General features: G+C 67.3%; 13 protein-coding genes. 11 read left to right on the top strand and 2 right to left on the bottom strand.

Annotated elements, in window-relative coordinates; genetic code table 11:
• Positions 1-18: 18 nt before the first annotated feature.
• From GGQ63_RS04720 to GGQ63_RS04710, 3 genes are all read left to right on the top strand, one after another.
• Positions 19-2,262, top strand: a complete 2,244-nt coding sequence (locus GGQ63_RS04720; protein WP_183853082.1) for a polysaccharide biosynthesis tyrosine autokinase — start codon at positions 19-21, stop codon at positions 2,260-2,262.
• On the top strand, positions 2,243-2,893 hold the full coding sequence (locus GGQ63_RS21955) for a DnaJ domain-containing protein (RefSeq protein ID WP_183853080.1): 651 nt from the start codon (positions 2,243-2,245) through the stop codon (positions 2,891-2,893). The genes GGQ63_RS04720 and GGQ63_RS21955 overlap by 20 nt, the downstream gene beginning before the upstream one ends.
• Positions 2,894-3,016: 123 nt before the next feature.
• Complete coding sequence (locus GGQ63_RS04710; protein WP_183853078.1) at positions 3,017-4,315, top strand: tetratricopeptide repeat protein; 1,299 nt, start codon at positions 3,017-3,019, stop codon at positions 4,313-4,315.
• Here the strand turns inward: GGQ63_RS04710 and GGQ63_RS04705 are convergent.
• Together GGQ63_RS04705 and GGQ63_RS04700 are read right to left on the bottom strand one after the other, a co-directional pair.
• Positions 4,264-5,724, bottom strand: coding sequence for an O-antigen ligase family protein (locus GGQ63_RS04705; RefSeq protein ID WP_183853076.1), 1,461 nt, complete (start codon positions 5,722-5,724; stop codon positions 4,264-4,266). The genes GGQ63_RS04710 and GGQ63_RS04705 overlap by 52 nt on opposite strands.
• A 94-nt stretch (positions 5,725-5,818) precedes the next feature.
• Positions 5,819-6,421: a hypothetical protein gene (locus GGQ63_RS04700; protein WP_183853074.1), complete on the bottom strand. Its 603-nt coding sequence runs from the start codon at positions 6,419-6,421 to the stop codon at positions 5,819-5,821.
• A 343-nt stretch (positions 6,422-6,764) separates the two neighbouring features.
• Here GGQ63_RS04700 and nusG point away from each other — a divergent pair, with 343 nt between their 5' ends.
• The 8 genes from nusG to GGQ63_RS04660 all read left to right on the top strand — a co-directional run bounded on the left by nusG (position 6,765) and on the right by GGQ63_RS04660 (position 15,848).
• Positions 6,765-7,322, top strand: a complete 558-nt coding sequence (nusG, locus tag GGQ63_RS04695) for a transcription termination/antitermination NusG family protein (protein WP_183853072.1) — start codon at positions 6,765-6,767, stop codon at positions 7,320-7,322.
• 106 nt (positions 7,323-7,428) lie between these two features.
• On the top strand, positions 7,429-8,739 hold the full coding sequence (locus tag GGQ63_RS04690; protein ID WP_246429618.1) for a sugar transferase: 1,311 nt from the start codon (positions 7,429-7,431) through the stop codon (positions 8,737-8,739).
• A 27-nt stretch (positions 8,740-8,766) separates the two neighbouring features.
• Entirely contained in the window at positions 8,767-9,753 is a 987-nt protein-coding gene (locus GGQ63_RS04685; RefSeq protein WP_183853070.1) for a UDP-glucuronic acid decarboxylase family protein, read from the top strand.
• Positions 9,754-9,872: 119 nt separating this feature from the next.
• A complete protein-coding gene (locus GGQ63_RS04680; protein ID WP_183853068.1) occupies positions 9,873-10,667 on the top strand; it encodes an FkbM family methyltransferase in 795 nt (264 codons plus the stop codon).
• Between the two features lie 129 nt (positions 10,668-10,796).
• Positions 10,797-12,674 (top strand): asparagine synthase (glutamine-hydrolyzing), encoded by a 1,878-nt coding sequence (gene asnB / locus GGQ63_RS04675; RefSeq protein ID WP_183853066.1) that lies wholly within the window; start codon positions 10,797-10,799, stop codon positions 12,672-12,674.
• 9 nt (positions 12,675-12,683) lie between these two features.
• Positions 12,684-13,748, top strand: a complete 1,065-nt coding sequence (locus GGQ63_RS04670; protein ID WP_183853064.1) for a glycosyltransferase family 4 protein — start codon at positions 12,684-12,686, stop codon at positions 13,746-13,748.
• Positions 13,749-13,752: 4 nt separating this feature from the next.
• The gene (locus tag GGQ63_RS04665; protein WP_210308387.1) at positions 13,753-14,622 is read left to right on the top strand and encodes an ABC transporter permease; all 870 of its coding nucleotides are present in this window, start codon (positions 13,753-13,755) and stop codon (positions 14,620-14,622) included.
• Positions 14,622-15,848 (top strand): ABC transporter ATP-binding protein, encoded by a 1,227-nt coding sequence (locus GGQ63_RS04660; RefSeq protein WP_183853062.1) that lies wholly within the window; start codon positions 14,622-14,624, stop codon positions 15,846-15,848. The genes GGQ63_RS04665 and GGQ63_RS04660 overlap by 1 nt, the downstream gene beginning before the upstream one ends.
• Positions 15,849-15,944: the final 96 nt, after the last annotated feature.

Here is a 15,944-nt window from a genome sequence, read left to right as displayed (position 1 = left end):
TACGCTGCCGCGCCTTTTGTGCCGGCCTCCGCCTATGACGAGCCGCCGCAGGAAGAGGGCGGCATCGACCTGCGCAAATATTTCTGGCTCGTCTACAAGCATCGCTGGCTGCTCGTCGGCTGCGCGGTGCTGTCGGCGCTTTGCGGCGTGGTGCTGACGCTTCTGACGACGCCGGTCTACCAGGCGAGCATGACGATCCAGATCAACCGCGATGTCGACAAGTTCGTCAATGTGGAGGGGGTCGAGCAGGCGGATACGCGAAGCGCGGAGTTCTATCAGACGCAGTACGAATTGCTGCGGAGCCGTGCGCTCGCCGAGCGGGTCGTCAAGGATCTCGGCCTGCAGGACGACGAGAAATTCCTGACGGCGGACGTCGTGCCCCCCTCGGTCCGGCTGCGGCGGCTGATCTTCAGCAATGGCCCGGCGAGCCCGATGAACGCCGACCTCGCTTCCCGCCAAGGCGCCGCGGTCGGCCGTGTGATGGGGGGCTTCTCCGTTTCGCCGATCAACAATTCGACGATCGTTCGACTGAGCTTCGACAGCCCGGATCCGGTCCTCGCCGCCAAGGTCGTCAACGGTTATGCCGACGCCTACATCGCGATGAATCTCGACCGCCGCTACGAATCGACGGGCTATGCGCGCGAGTTCCTCGAAGAGCGGCTGCAGCAGTTGAAGGTCAAGCTGGAGGACTCGGAGCGCGAGCTGGTCGCCTATGCCGAATCGCAAGGCATCATCTCGGCCGGGGAGGCCGGCAATCAGACGCTGACCATGTCGAATCTCTCCAATGCCAACAGCCAGCTTTCGGCGGCGACCACCGAGCGGGTGCGGGCCGAGTTGCTCTGGAAGCAGGTGGAGAACGAGGGGGCGGAGAGCCTGCCGCAGGTTCGCGACAATGCGGCCATCTCCGGACTTCGGGCGAAACAACTCAATCTCGCGGCCGACTATAGCGAGAAGCTCAGCATCTATAAGCCGGGTTTCCCAGAGATGCGGCAGCTGAAGGCGCAGATCGACGAGATCGACCGGCAGGTGACCGAAGAGATCGAGCAGGTCAAGAAGTCCATCAAGGCGCAGTACGAGACGGCCGTCGAGCAGGAAAAGAAGTTCAAGGAACTGGTCGACCAACTCGGTGCACAGGTCACCGACTTCCGTAATCGCAACATCCAATACGCGATCTTGCAGCGCGAGGTGGACACCAACCGGTCTCTCTATGACGGCCTCCTGCAGCGTTACAAGGAGATCGGCGTCGCCGGCGGCGTCGGTACCAACAACATCTCGATCGTCGACCGGGCGCAGACGCCTTGGGGACCCTACAAGCCGAATCTCAAGCGCAATCTGATGATGGCGCTGTTCTTCGGGCTCGCCGCGGGGGCCGGACTCGCCTTCCTGCGCGAGCAGTTCGACGACACCTTCAAATCGCCCGAGGATCTCGAGGAGACGCTCGGCCTGCCCCTGCTCGGCATCATTCCGCTCGCGCAGAAGGGGGTCGATGTGGCGGACGCGCTGCAGGACAAGCACTCCTCGATGGCCGAGGCCTATCGCTCGCTGCGCACGACGCTGCAGTTCTCGACCTCGGACGGCGTGCCGAAATGTCTCTTCGTCACCAGTTCGCGGCCGGCCGAGGGCAAGTCGACCACGACGATGATGTTGGCGAGGAATTTCGCGCAACTGGGGCTGCGCGTGCTTCTGATCGACGCCGACCTCAGGCGGCCGACGCTGCACGAGTATCTGAAGCTCTCGAACAGCCAGGGCCTCACCAACTACCTCGCCGGTGCGACCATGCCGCCCGAGGCTTTCCAGCGTTCCGAGGTCGAGGGGCTGACCTTCATGGCCTGCGGGCCGACGCCGCCCAATCCCGCGGAACTGCTGGCCAGTTCGAAGATGCTGTCGCTGCTGTCGATCGCGACGCAGAAGTTCGATCTCGTGCTGGTCGACGGGCCGCCGGTGGTCGGTCTCGCCGATGCGCCGCTCCTCTCGAGCATCGCCTCCGCAACGCTTCTCGTCGTCGATGCCGGCAACACCCGCAAGGGAATTGCCAAGGCCGCTCTGAAGCGCCTCCTGTTCGCCCGTGCGCATGTCGTCGGCGCGGTGATCAACAAGCTCGACACCTCGTCCCAGTCCTATGGCTACGGCTATGGATACGGCTACGGCTATGGCTATGGCGACGACAGCTATTATGGCTACGGCGCCGACAGGAAGGGCGGCGCGGTGGAGGGCGATGCGAAGCAGCAGATCGGACAGGACCGTGCCGCGGCAAGCGCTTGAGGAAGCGCTCGCGCTGCTCGGATCGCCCCTGCTCGCCGGCGTGATGCGGCGCCGTCCGCTGCCGCCCGACGTTCTGGTCGCGATCAAGACGGCTGCGAGCGAGGAAGAGGCGGCGCGGCAGGCCGCTCTGCGGCAGGTCCCGCCGCGGATGATCCGCGAGGCCGCCGTGCTCTATTTGCAGACCGTCGTCATGCATCCGCAGGCCGATCATTACCGCGTGCTCGGCGCCGTCCGCTCGGCCTCGCAGCGCGAATTGCGCGACCATATGACCTGGCTCATGAAATGGCTGCATCCCGATCGTGTGGCGGATGGATGGGAGACCGCTTCGGTGGAGCGGATCACGGCCGCATGGCAGGCGCTCAAATCGCCGGAGCGGCGGGTGCTCTACGACCGCACCCTGCCGCCGGAGCGGGCCGAACGACCGGCCCGTCCCGGTGGCTTCCGGTCCCGTCGGCTGTCTCGTGACGCGCCGCGCATCCCCTGGGTGGCGCGGCCGGTCGAATTCCGCAGCCGCCGCGGCCATAGGCGTCTCTTCGCCGCCGCGGCGCTGTTCGTCGCGATGTGCGGGCTGCTCTCGCTCGGCGCCTCGCAGTGGAGCCGCGTGGCCGAGGCGCTCGCCGTGACCCCTTGAGCGGCGCGGGCGCTTGGCGCGGTTGGTCGCGCGGGTCCGCCGGTGGCCCGCGCCGGCGCACACAGGTCAAGCGGGGAGGGCGGCGGGGGCCGCCTCTCCCCACCGCATGAGGTCGATCACGCCATGCCGCGCTCGTCCCGTTCCCGGCATTCCCGCGCCACGCGCCGATCGCGGTCGCCGCGCGCTTGGCTGCTCGGCGGGGCGACGCTCCTTCTCTCCGCCTGGCTCGCCTGGGAGATCGTTCACAACACCGCCGCCGATACGCTGGTCCGCGTCGCCCCCGAGGCGGCGCTCGCCTGGCGGCCGAACGACAGCGAAGCCCATGCGCGGCTCGCCTCCGGCGCGCTCGCCCAAGGGGATGCGGAACGGAGCTCGCTGGAGGGGATCGCCGAGGACGCCCGCGCCGCCCTGTTGGCCGACCCGCTCGAACGGTCCGCCTGGCAGAGCCTCGCGATCGCCGCGGATCTCGGCGGCGACGAGGCCCGGGCCGAGGCGCTCATCGAGGTCGCGGCCCGCCGGTCGCGGCGCGATCCGCTGGCGGAGATGTGGTTGCTGCGGCGCGAGGTGGCGCTCGGCCGCTATTCCGATGCGCTCGCTCATGCGGATGCGCTGCTGCGCACCAATCCGCGGCTGCGCGCGCCGGTAACCGAGGTTCTTCTGCCCTTTCTCGGTGATCCGAAGGCGGAGCCGGGCCTCGTCGATCTCCTCGTCGCGAATCCGCCCTGGCGCGCGACCTTTCTCGGCGATGTCGGCGCCAAGGCGCCGCCCGAGCGGCTTTTCGGCCTCCTGCAGGCGATCGGGGCGCGCGGCACAGCGCCGAGCGGAACCGAGATCCGCATGGTCCTCGACCGGTTCATCGGCGCCGGCCGCTATCAGGTCGCTTTCCTCGCCTGGCTGTCTTTCCTTCCACAGGATCAGCAGCCCGATTGGCGCTACATCCAGAACGGCGATTTCGAAGCCCCGATCAGCGGCCAGCCCTTCGACTGGACCATCGGCGAGATTCGCGGTGCCGCGACGGGGCGGGTCGAGGAGGCGGACGGCAACCATGTCCTGCGGGTCGAGTTCGCCGGGACACGGGTGCCGTATCGCCAGGTCGGCAAGCTCCTCCTGCTGCCGCCGGGCTCCTACCGCCTCACCGGCCGCGAAATGGCCGACGGTCTCGTCACCGAACGGGGCCTCGCCTGGCACATCGTCTGCGCCGACGGCGACCGTCGCGAGATCGCGGCGACGCCGCTGCTTGTCGGCACCGTGTCGTGGCGCTCGTTCGAGATTCTCTTCGACGTGCCGCAGGAGGGGTGCACGGCGCAGAGCCTGCGCCTCGAACTCGCGGTCAAGGCGACGCTCGATCAGGAGGTGAAGGGGATCGCCGCCTATGACGATCTGGTGGTCGAGCGGGTCGCTCTCCCGTCGCGAGGAAGCTGATCGCCGGCCGGCTGCTGGGTGGTCCGCTCCGCGGCCACCGTGGAGCGAGGCCTCCGATGTCGCCGCGGCCCGCTTCCGCCGGCCGAAGCGTCGGCAGGCCCGGTCGGATCGGCGAGAATCACGCAGGCCCAGGCGAAGACGACCATCAAGGCCGAGGTCCGCAAAGGATAGTCGACCGCCGAATGAAGCGCGAGGAGCGTGACGACGATCGATGCGGCCCGCGCGACGGCGAGATCGATGCGCGGCGCATCGGCCTCGGTCAGTCGCCAGATCCGGATGCTCGCCGCGCCGAACCAGACGAGGAAGAGCGCGAGCAGCGCGATCGCGGGGATGCCGCCTTCGAGCGCCAGTTCGAGCCACTCATTGTGCGCATGGTTGACGTAGGATTCGAGCAGGACGTTCGGCGTCTCGAACATGCGATAGACGCCGTCGAATGTGCCGATCCCGCTGCCGACGGGGAGGAAGGCGGCGAGGGCGCGCGTCGTCACGCCGGCGATGGCGAGGCGAAAGTCATCGAAGAGATCCGATCCGAAGCGGTCCAGGAAGCCGAGCACGGCATATTGCACGATGAGCCCGAGGCCGAGCAGCCAGGCCCCGCCGATCACCGCAACGCCGAAACGGGCGAAGCGCCGCCCATGGACCAGCGCCAGCCCCAGGCTGCCGATGCCGGCGAGAAGTCCGAGAAAGATACCGGCGCGCGATTGCGCCGCAGCGAGGCCGACCAACAGCGAGGCGTAGACGACGACGCTGATCGAGAGGACGAACAGCCGTTCCGGTCGGCGGTCGAGCACGGTGACGGCGAGCCAGGCGGCGGTCACCGGAATGGCGCAACACAGCAGCGCCGCATAGTGGTTCCGGTTGGCGAAGAAGCCGACGCTCTGTGCCGCCATCGGATGGAAGCGGAGCGCGCTGCCCGGCCCCTGTGCGAGCTGGGCGAGACCCGCCAGCACGCTCGCCATCGCGAGCGCGACGATGAGCACGCTGACGGCACGGCGGCTCCGGCGGTCGAGCGCCGATGTCGCCAGAACCATCGCGACCGCCGGCAGCAGGGAGAGGGCGGCGCGCCAGGTCCGTTCCGGGCTGAGACTGACCGGCAGCCAGGGGAGGTCGACGCCGGCCAGCCGGAGATCCGCCGCGATCTGAGCGCGCTCCGGCAGCAGCGTCCAGAGCATGGGCGGCATGGGCACGAGCTGGATGAGCGGCAGCCCGACGAGACCGACCAACAGCGCACCCGGCAACGGACCGATACCGAGCGGCCGACGGCCTGCGGCGACAAAGGCCGTGATCAGCAGGAGGCTGTAGATCTGGAGGATCGCATCGGACCACAGTCCCTGACGGGCGCCGCCGCCGAGCAGGACCGACAGACACAGCAGAAGCGCCACGCCCCAGGTGAGGGGCGGCCAGCGCAACAGATCGAGTGAGATCAGAGGATCGCGACGCGAGGACCGCCGTGGCGACCAGCCCGCATTGCGGCGGAGAATGAGAGGCGCGGCAAAGCCGGCCTCACTCGGCACTTACCGGCTCTTCGTCGTCGCCGCCGCCGCCGCCGATCAGGAAGAGGGCGCCCGCGACGCCGCCACCCACCACACCGACCGCGGCGAGCGCGGTGGCGATGCCGGCCGCAGACGACGAGCCGGTCGTCGTGCTGGTTGCCGGCGGCGGCACGGCCGCCGGAGTGGCGTTCGCCGGGGCCGGACGGATGGCCGCCCGCGGCTGCTCGACCTTGATACAGGCGCAACTGCCGACAGCGCTCAAGGAGACCGAGGTGTTCGGCGCCAACGGGCCGCTGCAGGAGGAGCCGAAGTAGAAGCTCGCGCTGCCACCATTACGGATCACCACCCGATCGCCGACATAGAGCTGCGTCAAGCTGGTGGTCGGTGTCAGTCCCTCGCGACCGGTCACCTGCACACCGCCCGCGACATTGCTGAGCTCCGCCACCGGAATGTCCGGCACGAAGGGCTTAGCGCAGGTGCAGGCGCCACCGCTCACCAGGCTCGAGCACTGTGCCTGCGCAAAGGCTGCACTCGGCAGACCCATGCTCATGGCCAGCGCGACGATGATCGACATCCGCATCACGGAAACCCCCGAAGCTCCGGATTGCTCCATGCCGCATCTTCGCCCATCCGGCCTGGCAAGGCAAGCGAGGCACCCCCTGTGCAGCCCGAACGGCCGCGGCCGGACGCCGCGCCGCCTGCCGCATCCGTAGCGGAAAAGCGTTATGATGCAAAGGGAAACGACGCTTATCGCGCTCTGCCATTCTGCGTTGCGCTGCACCGCCGAGAATCGCGCGCCCGACTGTCGCCGCGCTGCAACAGCGATGTTCGATTCGACCGTTGGTCCCGTCGAAGCCGGGTGCAAGCGTTGATCGGGTTACCCGCCCCTCTTGTGCACGGCGCGACTGGACTGCGAAGCTGTACTGGTGAATATGTCGATCCCGGAGATCGGCTGAGTGGCGGGCGGGTCGGACGTGATGTGGCAGAGTATGACGTCCAGGGAGATCAAGGCATCGGTTCCCCGCTGGTATGTCGTCTATACGCAACCCCACGGCGAGTCTCGGGCGGCGATCAATCTGAGGCAGCAGGGCTTCCCCGTCTTCCTTCCGACGGTGCGCAAGACGGTGCGGCATGCGCGCCAGTTCCGCACGCGGGAAGCGCCCTTCTTTCCGCGTTATCTCTTCGTCGGCCTGTCGCTCGATCACGACCGGTGGCGCAGCGTCAACGGGACGTTCGGCGTCTCGACCCTGATCATGGACGGCGAGCGGCCGCGGGCCGTTCCACAGGCGGTCATGGAGTCTCTGCTGTCTGTGGCCGACGAGACCGGGAGGCTGGTGCTCGAGCCCGTGCTCGCCATCGGCCAGACGGTGCGACTGGGCTCCGGTCCGTTCGCCGGTTTGGTCGGCACACTCTGTGAGCTTGACGAGAAGGGCCGGGTGAAGGTTCTTCTCGATCTCATGAACACGAAGCTCGCCGTTTCGGCACGCGACGTGAACCTTCTTCCGGCCGCCTGACGGCCGCACGTTCCTGCGGCGCGACCCCTCGCGCCGCTCTCTCTTCTGGGTTACCCGCTCGGGATGACGGTTCGTCACCCGAACTGCGGTAGCGTGGGCAAAGAGCATGATGGCTTTGAGAGACGCACCGATGGCGCTGCCGGCCGCACCGGCGCTGCAGGGGGATTCCCGCGCCGCGGGTCTCGTGTCGCGCCTTCTCGGCCGGTTGCGTTATCAGCTCGCGGGGGGTGTTCTGGTCGCGGTCGTTTTCCCGGCTTTGATGTGGACGGATCTCGATGCCGTTCTCTCCGGCAGCGGCGGCATGCGGAACACCATTCTCGGTACGCTGATCGCCATGCTGCTCAGCGTCTATGTGATCCGCCGGATGATCAAATATCCCGACGTGCGGGCGCTGTCCTATTTGCTGCCGGCTTTCGTCGTCTCCTATGGCCTCGTCGTCGGTGTCTTCTTCTTCGCGCGGTTCGATTATTCCCGCTTCCAGTTCCTCGCGAGTTTCGCTCTCGCGATCGGCTGGTTCGGCGTCGCCTTGATGGTCGAGCGACGCGTCAGACGTCCCCGCCTGATGTGGATGCCGTTCGGCGAAACCGCGGACCTCTCGCATCTGCGCCGGGCCGACTGGATCGCGGCCCTGCGGCCGGATAGCCTGCCGCAGGGCGTCAATGGCATCGTCGCCGATCTTCGAGCCGATATGAGTCCGGAATGGGAGCAGTTTCTGGCGCGCGCGGCGCTCGCGGGCATCCCGGTCTATCATGCGAAGCAGATCCGCGAGTTCTTCACGGGACGGGTGCAGATCGAGCATCTCTCGGAGAACACATTCGGCTCGCTCCTGCCGTCCTCCTTCTATCTCCGCCTCAAGCGCGTGCTCGATGTCGCCGCCGCATTGGCGATGATGCCATCGGCGCTGATGATCCTCGGCGTCGTCGCTCTCGCCATCCGGCTCGAGGATGGCGGTCCGGTCTTCTTCCGCCAGCGCCGGACGGGCTATCGCGGCCATGACTTCTCGATGCTGAAGTTCCGGACCATGCGGCACGGGGTCGGCGGCAAGGCGTTCACGGAGCCGGACGATCCGCGCATTACCCGGGTCGGTCGGGTTCTGCGCCGCTATCGGATCGACGAACTGCCTCAGATCGTCAACGTGCTGAAGGGCGAGATGAGCTGGATCGGGCCGCGCCCCGAATCGATCGAACTCGCCACCCGCTACGAGCAGGCGATTCCCTTCTACAGCTACCGCCACATCGTCCGCCCGGGCATCACCGGCTGGGCCCAGGTCAACCAGGGCAATGTCGCCGAGGTCGCCGCGGCGACCGAGAAACTACATTACGACTTCTACTACATCAAATACTTCTCCCCCTGGCTCGACTTCCTGATCGCGCTGCGCACCATCCGGACAGTGTTGACCGGCCACGGCGTGCGCTGAGCCGTCCTCCGTTCTCCGGATCCCGAAATGTCCTCGCGTGCCGATCAAGCTCTCGCTGCCAACCGCCGCACCGTCCTCGTCACCGGCGGCGCCGGATTTCTCGGCTCGCATCTCTGCGACCGGCTGATTGCCGAGGGCCACGATGTCATATGCCTCGACAACTTCTTCACCGGCCGCAAGCAGAACATCGAACATCTGATCGGCCACCCGCGCTTCGAGCTGGTCCGCCACGACGTCACCTTCCCGCTCTATATCGAGGTCGATGAGATCTACAATCTCGCCTGTCCCGCCTCGCCGGTGCACTACCAGCACGACCCGGTGCAGACGACGAAGACGAGCGTGCACGGCGCCATCAACATGCTGGGCCTCGCCAAGCGCTTGAAGTGCCGGATCTTTCAGGCCTCGACCTCGGAGGTCTATGGCGACCCCTTCGTCCATCCGCAGACCGAGGATTACTGGGGCAACGTCAACCCGATCGGCCCCCGCTCCTGCTATGACGAGGGCAAGCGCTGCGCCGAGACGCTGTTCTTCGACTATCACCGGCAGCACGGCCTCGAGATCAAGGTCGCGCGCATCTTCAACACCTACGGCCCGCGCATGCATCCGAACGACGGCCGTGTCGTCTCGAACTTCGTCGTGCAGGCGCTGAAGGGCGAGCCGATCACGATCTATGGCGACGGCAGCCAGACCCGCTCCTTCTGCTATGTCGACGACCTGATCGAGGGCTTCGTCCGCCTGATGCGGTCGCCCGGGTCGGTCACCGGTCCCGTCAATCTCGGCAATCCGGGCGAGTTCACCATCCGCGAGCTCGCCGAACTGGCGATCGAGATGACCGGCTCGGCGTCGACGCTCACCTTCATGCCACTGCCCCAGGACGACCCGCGCCAGCGCCAGCCCGACATCACCCGCGCCCGCGACCAGATCGGCTGGGAGCCGAAAGTCGCGCTGCGTGACGGATTGCGCCACACGATCGGCTATTTCGACCGTCTGCTGTCCGCGGGCGTGCCGGCGTGAGGTCGCGCGTGAGGCCAGCCCGGGCGCGCCGCGAACGCTAGGACCGGCTCAGGACCTTGCGTACACCGTTCCCGACCTTGCGGTTCATCCTGGACCATCCGCTCGCCGCGCGACGACCCGTGGCTGCCCTTGGTCGCTACGTCGGCTGGCAGTTGCGCAGCCGCCTGCAGCAGGAGATCGAAGTCTCCTGGATCGAGGGGGCGAAGCTGGTCGTCCGGCGGGGGATGACGGGCGCGGCCGGCAATCTCTATTGCGGGCTGCACGAATGCGCCGACATGGCCTTTCTTCTCCATCTGCTCCGTCCCGGCGACCTTTTCGTCGATGTCGGAGCGAATGTCGGCAGCTACACGGTGCTCGCCTCCGCGGTCTGCGGCGCGCGATCGATCGCCATCGAGCCGGATCCGCTCACCGCGCAAGCCTTGCGGCGGAACGTCGAAGCCAACCGGATGGTGGACCGGGTGACGGTGGTCGAGGCGGCGGTCGGGGCGGATGAAGGGACCGTTTCCTTCACGACCGGGCACGATACGACCAATCATGTGGCACGGTCCGGTGAGGCGGGGACGCGCGAGGTTCCGCTGCGCACCCTCGACCGGCTGCTCGCCGGCGAGGATCCCCTGCTGATCAAGATCGACGTGGAAGGCTACGAGCCTTCTGTTTTCGCCGGCGCGCGGCGCGTGATCGAAGGCGATCGTCTCGCCGCCGTGATCGCCGAGACGGTCGACGCTGCGATGCGGTCGCAGCTCGCGCAGGCGGGCTTCGTCGAGGTCCGCTACGAGCCGTTTCAAAGGAAGATCGTGAGCGGGCGGGCCGGACCGGCTGCTGCTGAGGGAAACCGGCTTTTTGTCCGGGAGAATCTCATTCGCGGCCGGCTCGAAGCGGCTCCCCACCGTCGGATCGCCGGGGTCGCGGTGTGACCGCTTCCGCGTCCAACCCGATCTTGGCTTTCCACCTCCGGGCGGACGTTGGCGAACGGCCCGGGTCGATCTGTCGAGGCGAGCTCCTGTTTGCCGGGGCCGATCGCCGCTTGCGATCGGTGCCGTAGCGTGTGCGGCATCAACGGCATTTTCGCCTATCACTATGCGGCGAACCCGATCGGCGAGGCCGAACTGTTGCGCACGCGCGACCGGATGGCGGCGCGGGGGCCCGACAGCGCGAACGCCTGGTGCTCCGAGGACGGGCGCGTCGGCTTCGGCCATCGGCGACTGTCGATCATCGATCTGTCGGACGGCGGCCTGCAGCCGATGGCGAATGACGACGGGTCGCTACGGATCGTCTTCAACGGCGAGATCTACAATTATCGCGCCTTGAAGGCCGAGCTGACCGCCAAAGGGCACGTGTTCCGGACGAGTTCCGACACGGAAGTGCTGCTCCATCTCTATGCGGAGCGGGGCGCCGCGATGGTCGATGCGTTGCGGGGCATGTTCGCCTTCGCGATCTGGGACGAGCGCCGCCGGCAGCTCTTTCTCGCCCGCGACCCCTACGGCATCAAGCCGCTCTATTACGCCGACGACGGCTGGACCTTCCGCTTCGCCAGCCAGGTCAAGGCGTTGATCGCCGGCGGCGCGGTGTCCGCCGATCTCGATCCCGCCGGCCGGGTGGGCTTCTATCTCTGGGGCAGCGTCCCCGAACCCTTCACCATCCACGAGAGCATCCGGGCGCTTCCCGCCGGGGCGACACTGCTGGTCGACCGGCTCGGTGCGGGTGAGCCGCGCCGTTACCATTCGGTCGCCGAGGTCTATCGCGCTGCCGAAGAGGCGTCCGGGCGCGGGGTGCCCCCCTCCGCGGCGGGCGAGGCGATCCGCGAGGCGCTGCTCGACAGTGTCCGGCATCATCTGGTCGCGGACGTTCCGGTCGGCCTGTTCCTCTCGGCGGGAATCGATTCGGCAGCCCTGCTCGGTCTGATGCGGGATGCGGGGCAGGACGAGATCGAGACCGTGACGCTCGCCTTCGCGGAATTCCGGGGGCGGCCAGAGGACGAGGCGCCGCTCGCCGCCGAAGTGGCGCGGGTCTACGGCGCGCGCCATACCGTGCGGATCGTCGACCGAGCCGAGTTCGAAGCCGATCTCCCGCACATTCTCGATGCGATGGATCAGCCGACCATCGACGGGATCAACAGTTGGTTCGTCGCCAAGGCGGCGCGCGAGCGCGGGCTCAAGGTCGCCCTGTCGGGCCTCGGCGGCGACGAGCTGTTCGGCGGCTATCCGTCCTTCACCGACCTGCCCAAATGGGTGCGCCGCGCGGCCGTTCCGGCGCGGATCCCCTTCCTCGGCCGTGCGGTCCGGGAGGTGGCGCGCCGCAGCGGCTCGATCGGCCGATTGGGCCCCAAGGCGGCGGGCGCGCTCGAATATGGCGGCGACTATGCCGGGGCCTATCTGCTGCGCCGCGGTCTCTTCATGCCGTGGGAGCTCGACGGCCTGCTCGCCCCCGAAATCGTCGAGCGGGGCATGCGCCGGCTCGCGCCGCTCGCGCTCGTGCGACAGGCCCTCACCCCCGCGCCACGGACCGCATACGGCCGGGTCGCGACGCTCGAATCGACGCTCTACATGCGCAACCAGTTGCTGCGCGACACCGACTGGGCGACCATGGCCCATTCGCTCGAGGTCCGCACGCCGCTGGTCGACCCGGTGCTCCTCGCCGCGATCGCGCCCTATCTGGCCGCGGCCGGACGCCCGGCGGGCAAGGGCGATCTCGCCGCGGCGCCGCGCGTGCCGCTGCCGCAGGGGATTACGGGGCGCGCCAAGACCGGCTTCACGACGCCGATCCGCAACTGGATGCGGCAGGCCGCCGCGGCCGGGGCGGGCGCGTCGTCTGCGCGAGCGGAGCGCCCTTGGGCGCGCGACTGGGCGCTCCGTGTCGCAGCCGCCCCGAACGCGGCTCCGGCTCTCGTCGGTGTGGGCGGGACCGATCGGGCGGCCGCCTGAGTGCGGCTGTTGGCGCTGGTCACCGAGGCGTTCGGCGGTCATGGCGGCATCGCCCGTTACAATCGCGACCTGCTCACGGCCTTGTCGCGGTCCTCCCCGGTCGAGGCGGTGATCGTGGTGCCCCGGTTCGGCGATGTCGAGGCGGACTTGCCGCCCCGGGTCGCGCAGCGGGCTGCGAGGCCGGGCCGGCTCGGCTGGAGCGCCGCCGCGACCGAAGCGGCTCTGCGCATGCGCCCGGACGCGATCTTCTGCGGCCATCTCAACGCCGCGCCGCTCGCCGCCGCCCTGTCGCGGGTCCTGCGCCGCCCGCTCTGGCTGCAGCTGCACGGCATCGAGGCATGGCCCGATCGCGGCCGGACGATGCGGCGAGCCGCGCGGGCCGCGTCGCTCGTCACCGCGGTGAGCCGCCATACGCGGCGGCGCTTCCTCGGCTGGTCGGACCTTCCGCCCGAGCGGGTGCGGGTGCTGCCGAACACGCTCGATGCGGTCTACCGGCCGCGGCCGCGCCGGGCCGATCTCGTCGGGCGCTACGGGCTCGAGGGTCGCAGGGTGGTGCTGACGGTCGGCCGGCTCGCCCCGTCCGAGCGCTACAAGGGCCATGACCGGGTCATCGCGGCGCTGCCGCGGATCCTCGCCAGAGTGCCCGACATGGTCTATCTGATCGTCGGCGGCGGCGAGGACCGTGCCCGTCTGGAGGCGCTGGCGCGCACGGGCGGGGTCGCGTCCCATGTCGTCTTCGCCGGCCGGGTTGCCGATGGCGATCTGCCGGATCACTATGCGCTGGCCGACGTGTTCGCCATGCCCAGCACCGGAGAGGGTTTTGGAATTGTCTTTCTCGAAGCGGCCGCCTCGGGTCTCGCCGTCATCGGCGGTGACCGCGACGGCAGTCTCGACGCGCTCGCCGATGGGGCCATCGGCCGGGCGATCGATCCGGACGACCCGATCGCGCTCGGAGATGCGCTGGTGACCGCCCTGAAAACCGGCGAAGCGGCGGATCCGGCCGCGCTCCGCCGCTTCGCCTTCGACCATTTCGCGCGCCATGTCGACGCTCTCGTCCGAAGCCTCGGGCGCTGACGCGATGAGCCTCGGGACCATGCCCGCCGGCGCGGAGCCGGACGCGGCGGCCGATCGGCTGACCGTGATCGCGCCCGGCCTCGCGGCGCGCAATTACTGGCGCGATCTCTGGCACTATCGCGAGCTGTTCGCGATCCTCGCCTGGCGCGACGTGACGGTGCGCTACAAGCAGACCGTCGTCGGCGTGCTCTGGGCGCTGGTGCGCCCGCTCCTCACCATGATCGTCTTCACCGTCGTGTTCGGCCGGCTCGCCGGCCTGCCGAGCGATGGCGGCGTGCCCTATCCGGTGATGGTGATGGCCGGCATGCTGCCCTGGTTCCTCTTCTCCACCATCCTCGGCAGCGCCTCGAACAGCATCGTCAGCAACGGCAATCTGATCAGCAAGGTCTATTTCCCGCGTCTGATCGTGCCGCTCTCGGCCTGCGCCGTCGCGCTCGTCGATTCGGCGATCACCTTCGTGCTCCTCGTCGGCCTGATGCTCTCCTATGGCGTCGCGCCGGACTGGAGGATCGTGTTCCTGCCCGGCTTCGTGCTTCTCGCGGTGCTGGCGAGCGTCGGCCCGGCCCTCATCCTCACCGCGCTCAACATCCGCTATCGCGATTTCGGCTTCATCGTTCCCTTCATCATCCAGTTCGGCATGTATGTCTCGCCGGTCGGCTTCTCGAGCGCCGTTGTGCCCGAGGAATGGCGGCTCCTCTATTCTATCAATCCGGTGGTCGGCGTCATCGACGGCTTCCGCTGGTCGCTGCTCGGCGGCGACACGGCGATCCATTGGCCGGGCTTCGCGCTCGGCTGCCTGCTCGTGCTGGCGCTCCTGTGGGCGGGCATCCGCACCTTCCGCGCCACCGAGCGCACCTTCGCGGACCTGATCTGATGGCGGGCGATGTCGTCATCCGGGCCGAGGGGCTCGGCAAGAAATATCTGATCGGCCACCAGACCGAGGCGCGGGCGACGACGCTGCGCGAGGCGCTCGGCCGTTCGGCCCGCGGCCTCGCCCGTTCGGCCGGCGCGATGATGAAGGGAAGGCCGCTCGTCGCCGGCGACGCGGTCGAGGAGTTCTGGGCCCTGAAGGACGTCTCCTTCGAGGTGAAGCGGGGCGAGGTGGTCGGCGTGATCGGCCGCAACGGAGCCGGCAAGTCGACCCTCCTCAAGATCCTCTCCCGCATCACCGAGCCGACGGAAGGCCGCGTCGCGATCAAGGGCCGCGTCGCGAGCCTGCTCGAGGTCGGCACCGGCTTCCACCCCGAGCTGACGGGCCGCGAGAACATCTTCCTCAACGGCGCCATTCTCGGCATGACGCGCGCCGAGATCCGCAGGAAGTTCGACGAGATCGTCGATTTCGCCGGCATCGAGAAATTCCTCGACACCCCGGTGAAACGCTATTCGAGCGGCATGTATGTCCGCCTCGCCTTCGCCGTCGCCGCCCATCTGGAACCCGAGATCCTGATCGTCGACGAGGTCCTCGCGGTCGGCGACGCCGAATTCCAGAAGAAATGCCTCGGCAAGATGCAGGACGTCGCGGGACATGGGCGCACGGTGCTGTTTGTCAGCCATAATATGGCGGCTATAGATGGGCTATGTGATAGGGCCATTATATTAACCTTAGGAAAGATTAGGTATATCGGAAGTAAAACTAAAGCGATAGAGCTACTTAGATCGGACGTTGATGAGAAAAGTATAAAGTTAAGCTCTAGTCGGATCCGCAGGGCCGAGGTGCAAAGTGTGGTTGGGGAGACTCCCATTATGGGGGGCGACTTTAGGATTTGGGTGGAGCTGACAGATGTGGATGAACCACACTTGGGGTTTCAATTCCGCCGAAGATGGGACCAAATGCCTGTCTTCGGGTTTAACACAGAAATGATCGGCTATAAAGCTCCTTCAAATGAGCCGCGTGCAGTTATCTTTGAGGTTTCCAGAACTCCTCTTCTGGCCGGAGAGTATAGTGTCGACATTTCACTGAGATCAAATGGCGATCTTGTAGAGAAGATCGATTCGGCGATTTTATTCGAAATAATTGAGTCTGATGTATATGGAACAGGTCGTATACCCTTCGCTCACTCGGGTTCTATATTTCCTACGATCTCTGTTGTTTCCGAGTAGATATGTATGAGTGTCTCTCTTATTCATCGAGCCTCTGGGCGTATTGGACGAAATTTTGAACTAATAAGATATAGATGGCGGGAATGGAGGCTTTCT

Source organism: Prosthecomicrobium pneumaticum (assembly GCF_014199915.1).
Lineage (GTDB): Bacteria > Pseudomonadota > Alphaproteobacteria > Rhizobiales > Kaistiaceae > Prosthecomicrobium > Prosthecomicrobium pneumaticum.
This window is presented reverse-complemented; position numbering and strand designations above follow the sequence as displayed.

Coding starts and splice junctions, on each gene's coding strand:
- GGQ63_RS04710 (WP_183853078.1), top strand. CDS start 3,017: ATGCCGCGCTCGTCCCGTTCCCGGCATTCCCGCGCCACGCGCCGATCG.
- GGQ63_RS04700 (WP_183853074.1), bottom strand. CDS start 6,421: ATGGAGCAATCCGGAGCTTCGGGGGTTTCCGTGATGCGGATGTCGATC.
- GGQ63_RS04690 (WP_246429618.1), top strand. CDS start 7,429: ATGATGGCTTTGAGAGACGCACCGATGGCGCTGCCGGCCGCACCGGCG.
- GGQ63_RS04685 (WP_183853070.1), top strand. CDS start 8,767: ATGTCCTCGCGTGCCGATCAAGCTCTCGCTGCCAACCGCCGCACCGTC.
- GGQ63_RS04665 (WP_210308387.1), top strand. CDS start 13,753: ATGAGCCTCGGGACCATGCCCGCCGGCGCGGAGCCGGACGCGGCGGCC.
- GGQ63_RS04660 (WP_183853062.1), top strand. CDS start 14,622: ATGGCGGGCGATGTCGTCATCCGGGCCGAGGGGCTCGGCAAGAAATAT.